The 5,162-nt window shown below is 32.0% G+C and carries 5 protein-coding genes; 3 read left to right on the plus strand and 2 right to left on the minus strand.

The window, feature by feature from the left end; translation table 11 throughout:
• Window positions 1–104: 104 nt before the first annotated feature.
• Window positions 105–1,199, minus strand: coding sequence for an FUSC family protein (locus KA900_RS14445; RefSeq protein WP_096808969.1), 1,095 nt, complete (start codon window positions 1,197–1,199; stop codon window positions 105–107).
• A 75-nt stretch (window positions 1,200–1,274) separates the two neighbouring features.
• On the minus strand, window positions 1,275–2,564 hold the full coding sequence (locus tag KA900_RS14450; RefSeq protein WP_103373320.1) for a glutamate-1-semialdehyde 2,1-aminomutase: 1,290 nt from the start codon (window positions 2,562–2,564) through the stop codon (window positions 1,275–1,277).
• A gap of 82 nt (window positions 2,565–2,646) precedes the next feature.
• Between KA900_RS14450 and KA900_RS14455 the strand changes: the two genes are divergently transcribed.
• The 3 genes from KA900_RS14455 to perR all read left to right on the plus strand — a co-directional run bounded on the left by KA900_RS14455 (window position 2,647) and on the right by perR (window position 4,606).
• Complete coding sequence (locus KA900_RS14455) at window positions 2,647–3,102, plus strand: peroxiredoxin (RefSeq protein ID WP_096808972.1); 456 nt, start codon at window positions 2,647–2,649, stop codon at window positions 3,100–3,102.
• Between the two features lie 6 nt (window positions 3,103–3,108).
• The gene (locus KA900_RS14460; protein WP_115342082.1) at window positions 3,109–4,059 is read left to right on the plus strand and encodes a phosphoglycerate dehydrogenase; all 951 of its coding nucleotides are present in this window, start codon (window positions 3,109–3,111) and stop codon (window positions 4,057–4,059) included.
• 94 nt (window positions 4,060–4,153) lie between these two features.
• Window positions 4,154–4,606 carry a peroxide-responsive transcriptional repressor PerR gene (gene perR, locus KA900_RS14465; protein WP_096808978.1) on the plus strand — a complete coding sequence of 151 codons (453 nt, stop codon included), beginning with the start codon at window positions 4,154–4,156 and terminating at the stop codon, window positions 4,604–4,606.
• Window positions 4,607–5,162: the final 556 nt, after the last annotated feature.

A 5,162-nucleotide genomic window follows, 5' to 3' on the forward strand; every position in this document is an offset into this window, starting at 1 on the left:
AAAAACACCTCCTTTTAAATTCATTTTATACGAATTCACCGAAAGTGTTTTTTTTTTATTCCCACATATTGGGGTCAGTTCAATGACGTCCGGCCTCTTTTTATTTATAAATCGAAATCTTCTTCTTCAATTTCAATTTCATTATCATTTTGATGATAAGAAAAGAAACTAATAACTAACCGATCTAAATGTTCTAAAGTATAACGATATTCTTCTATGGATGAAATAATCTGCATGATATTAGCGAAAGAATATGTTGTTTGGTAAGGATCTTTGATAATTTCACGTTGAAAGGCATCCATTAAATCTTTTTTTTGCGGATTCTCAATTTGACTGTCGAAGTGGCTAACGTCGTAACGTGCTTTTTTTGAAAGACTGATAAAAATTTGTTCATGATAAGCGATTAGCAAATCAATCTCTAATTTAATTTGTAGTAGTAATTCATTATTTAAATTATGAAGATCATTTTGGTATCGATTCATTCGTTTTAATACATCATAAGCTTGACGTGTACTTCGAACAACTTGCTTGAAGAGTATTTTTTTTCTGTTTTGTGCGTACATTTGCTTTTTAGTCCAAGGTCTTTCCTCTTCATAATACTCAAATGTTTGCTCTAACTTCGAAATACGTTTGCTAATTAGGCCTCTATCTTCTTTGATATGATGATATTCAGATGTGTCATTTAAAACAAGTTTGAACCATACAAATATGTCTGAACAAATATTCAAAGCGTTATAGTAAATTTTCGACTCAAATTTAGGGGGTAAAAATAAAAGATTAACTGCAGAAGAACTAATTACACCTACCATAACAAGTACAAATCTGTAAAATGCAGAAACATAAAAGTTACCAGTATGTGTTCCCATAATTATTAATGCAGTTATACTTGCAAGTGTAGCTACATGTTCCAAATTAAAACGGAATAAAATGGCAATTAATAGTATAACGGTAACACCCATGATTACTGGATTATTACCAAAAACTGTAACCATAACAACTGCAAGTAATGCACCTATGAGGTTACCAATTGCTCTTTCTGAAATTGTTTTAATGGAACGAAAAACACTTGGTTGCATCGCGATTACCGCACTGACTGCAGCGATTGCTTTTAATCCTGCTTCATCAGGGAACAGAGAAGCGATAAACAAAGCAAGTATAATAGCTATACCTGTCTTCAGAATACGTGCTCCTAATTTCAAATGTACCGCTCCTTCGTATATTTAATAAAATAATGTTTATACTTGTTATACAACGATTCCCTATAAAATTCAAGTTTATTTCATTTGACTGAATGCATAATCTACAGCTGCTAATGTTTGATCTATATCTTTTTTAGTGTGTTCAGTTGTTAAAAACCATGCTTCAAATTTGGATGGTGCAAGGTTAATTCCTTGATGTAACATGAGTTTGAAGAATTTAGCAAACGCTTCTCCATCTGAATTTTCAGCTTGGTCATAATGTGTGACAACTTCATTTGTGAAGTAAAGCGTCAATGCACCATATACTCTATTAACAGTTGCAGTTATATGGTGTTTTTGAATTAGTTCATTCAAGCCTTCCTCTAAGCGTTTTCCTAAATCGTTGAGATGTTCATATATGCCTTCTTGTTCTAATACTTCCAATAAAGCAATACCTGCTTTCATCGATAATGGATTACCAGCCATCGTTCCAGCTTGATACGCAGGACCTAATGGTGCGACTTGTTCCATTATCTCTTGTTTGCCGCCATAACCGCCTATTGGCAAGCCACCGCCGATAATTTTCCCAAAAGCAGTCAAATCGGGGTAAACTTTGTAAAGATCTTGCGCACCACCATAATGGAAACGAAAGGCAGTAATGACCTCGTCATAAATTACTAAACTTCCATTATTATGTGTGATTTCATTTACTTGTTCTAAAAAACCTTGTTTAGGTTTGACCATACCAAAATTTCCAACAATCGGTTCCACTAAAACTGCCGCAATGTCATCCCCCCAATAATTAATAGCTTCTTTATATGCGTCGATATCATTATAAGGTACTGTGATAACTTCTTGCGCAACGCTTTGAGGCACACCTGCTGAATCAGGAGAACCTAATTGGGAAGGTCCACTGCCAGCTGCTACTAATACTAGGTCTGAGTGACCGTGATATTGACCTGAAAATTTGATTATTTTATTTCTTCTAGTATATGCGCGGGCTACACGTATGGTTGTCATCACAGCTTCTGTCCCTGAGTTTACAAAACGAATTTTTTCTAATGAAGGAATTGCATCGCGTAATTTTTTGGCAAAGTCTATTTCCAACTCTGTAGGTGTACCATATAAAACACCCAGTGCAGCTTGGTCTTGAATTGCTTTTGTAATATGAGGATGCGCATGACCAGTTATAATTGGGCCGTATGCTTGTAAATAATCAATATACTTATTTCCATCTACATCATATAGATAAGCGCCTTCTCCAGATTGCATCATTACTGGAGCACCACCTCCTACAGCTTTATATGAACGAGAAGGCGAATTGACGCCACCTAATATATATTCATTTGAAAAATTTTGAAGTCTTTCACTTTCAGTAAATTTCATTAATATCAACCTCTTTTAATTTAATATTTTCGTTTATTATCGTATCATATAATTAATATTAAAAAGAAATAGGGTGAGTTATTTGTTAAAAAAAGGAGATCAATTTCCCAAATTCAAACTAGAAAATCAAAATGGGGACATTATTTCTAATGAAACGCTTAAAGGAAGTAAAGCAGTAATTTACTTCTATCCTAGAGATAATACGCCAACTTGTACTACAGAAGCATGTGATTTTAGAGATAATTTATCTTATTTTAATAAACTTGATACACAAGTATATGGTATCAGTGGAGATACAAAGAAAAAACACCAAAATTTTAGCAATAAACTTAACTTGAATTTTGATTTGCTGATAGACGAGGATTATCAATTATCTAATGAAGTTGGTGTGTATCAATTAAAAAAATCTTTTGGTAAAGAATCTATGGGGATAGTAAGAACTACATTTGTCTTAGATGAAAATGGTATTATTATAGATGTAATTGAAAAGGTTAAAGTAAAATCACAAATGGAAGAACTAAAAGCTATTTTGGGGTGAGATTAGATGAAGGCTGTCAGTTTAAAACGATTGGATGGATTAGAAGGAGATTTAGTTGATACTTTTCCAAATGTAAATTTTGTATTTACGAGTGGTATTTCGGAAATAAATGATAACGATAAAAAAGATCTAGATATTTTATTTGGATATGATAGTGCAATAGATCAAACATTCTTAGAGGAATGTCCAAATTTAAAGTGGCTAGCTTGGTATTCCACTGGGGTTAATAAGCTACCATTAGAGTACATTGATAACCAAAACATATTACTTACTAATGGGAAGGGTGTGCACGCTAAACAAATGTCCGAATTCATCATAGCTTTTATTTTAGACGATTATAAGCATATGAGCACTTCTTTCATTAATCAAAAACATAAATATTATGATTCTAAATTAACTGGTAAAAGAGTTAGTGGACAAAAAGTTTTATTTTTAGGAACAGGTAGTATTGCACAAAAAACAGCGAAAATAGCAAATGCAATGGATGTAATTGTTCAAGGCGTCAATACTTCAGGACATTCAGTAGACGGTTTTTCACAAGTATATGCGATTGATGAGTTGACATCAGCTCTACCTGAAGCGGATATTGTTGTAAACACATTACCGGAAACAAAAGATACGATTCATTTACTTCAAAGAAGCCATTTCGAGGCGATGAAAGATACTGCATTGTTTATTAATGTAGGCAGAGGCACTATCGTGGATGAAAATATTATAGCTAACGTTTTAAAAGACAAATTGATAAGACATGCATATTTAGACGTGTTTGAAAATGAACCATTAAATCCAGATAATCAACTCTACAACCTAGATAACATTTCAATAACAGCGCACATTACGGGGAATGGGATAGAAAATCAGGAAGAAGTAACTGATATTTTCCAAAGAAATCTAGTATATTTTCTCAATAACCATGAGCTAATTGAGAATGTGGTTAACCCTCAAGCAGGATATTGATTGAAATGAGCTTTAGTTATTGACATTTCCTTAACTCAACCGTTATATTAATATTAAGTAATAATTATTATTAAATAGAAAGATGGTGAGGGAAATGAGTGCAGAGATGGAAACAGTTGAACATCAATTAGAAGATTCAATAGCATCGTTAAGAGATAATGGCATTAGAATAACGCCACAAAGACAAGCCATTTTAAAGTTTTTAATTGCTTCAGAAACGCATCCAACAGCTGATGAAATTTATCAAGCACTTTCACCTGATTTTCCAAATATAAGTGTTGCAACTATATATAATAACTTACGTGTATTTAAAGGCATAGGTATTGTAAAAGAATTACCTTATGGAGATGCTTCAAGCCGTTTCGACTTCAACACACATAATCACTATCATGTTATATGTGAAAATTGCGGCAAGATCGTAGATTTCCACTATCCACAACTCCATGAAGTTGAACAGTTAGCTCAGCACGTAACAAACTTCGATGTAACGCACCACCGTATGGAAATTTATGGTTTATGTAAAGATTGCCAAGATAATGAAAAATAATAGCATCGATTAAAATTTATAAAAATTAATTTACTAAAGTGTGAGGCTTCGTTTTATTAACGAAGCCTTTTTCTTATCTATAATATAGAAGAAACAACAAATGAAAGAAGTAAATTGATTTATAAGCGCAGTTAAATGGTTCCAATATACTTCCATTTTGGAAACTTAATTGAATGGATATACTCAAAATCATCCTATAATTCATCAAAATACTTACACTTTTTAATATTTTAATACATATTAAAAATAAATAGTTATCTCTAAGGTAAAATTTAACTAAAAAGATTTAGAATTTGAATTGACGATTGTGATTAAACTTGATATTATATAAAAGTCGTCAAAACGAGATGGCAACCAAAAACAAACCAAACAAAAAAATATTACAAAGTGTAAATTTGACACTTGTTAAAACCTTTGAATGGTTATACAATATTAAATGTTGAGTTAACAAACGAAATAAAGTTAAATAAAAATAAACAAAATTTATTATTGACTTAACAAAAACTTAATGTTACAATTAATTCTTGTAACGCATCAATGAACATTGAAAACTGAA

The sequence above is a fragment of the Staphylococcus sp. GDY8P120P genome, from assembly GCF_017892065.1.
GTDB lineage: Bacteria > Bacillota > Bacilli > Staphylococcales > Staphylococcaceae > Staphylococcus > Staphylococcus nepalensis.

Excerpts from the sequence above, each read along its gene's own strand:
- KA900_RS14450 (WP_103373320.1), bottom strand. The coding sequence starts at position 2,564 with ATGAAATTTACTGAAAGTGAAAGACTTCAAAATTTTTCAAATGAATAT.
- KA900_RS14460 (WP_115342082.1), top strand. The coding sequence starts at position 3,109 with ATGAAGGCTGTCAGTTTAAAACGATTGGATGGATTAGAAGGAGATTTA.
- perR (WP_096808978.1), top strand. The coding sequence starts at position 4,154 with ATGAGTGCAGAGATGGAAACAGTTGAACATCAATTAGAAGATTCAATA.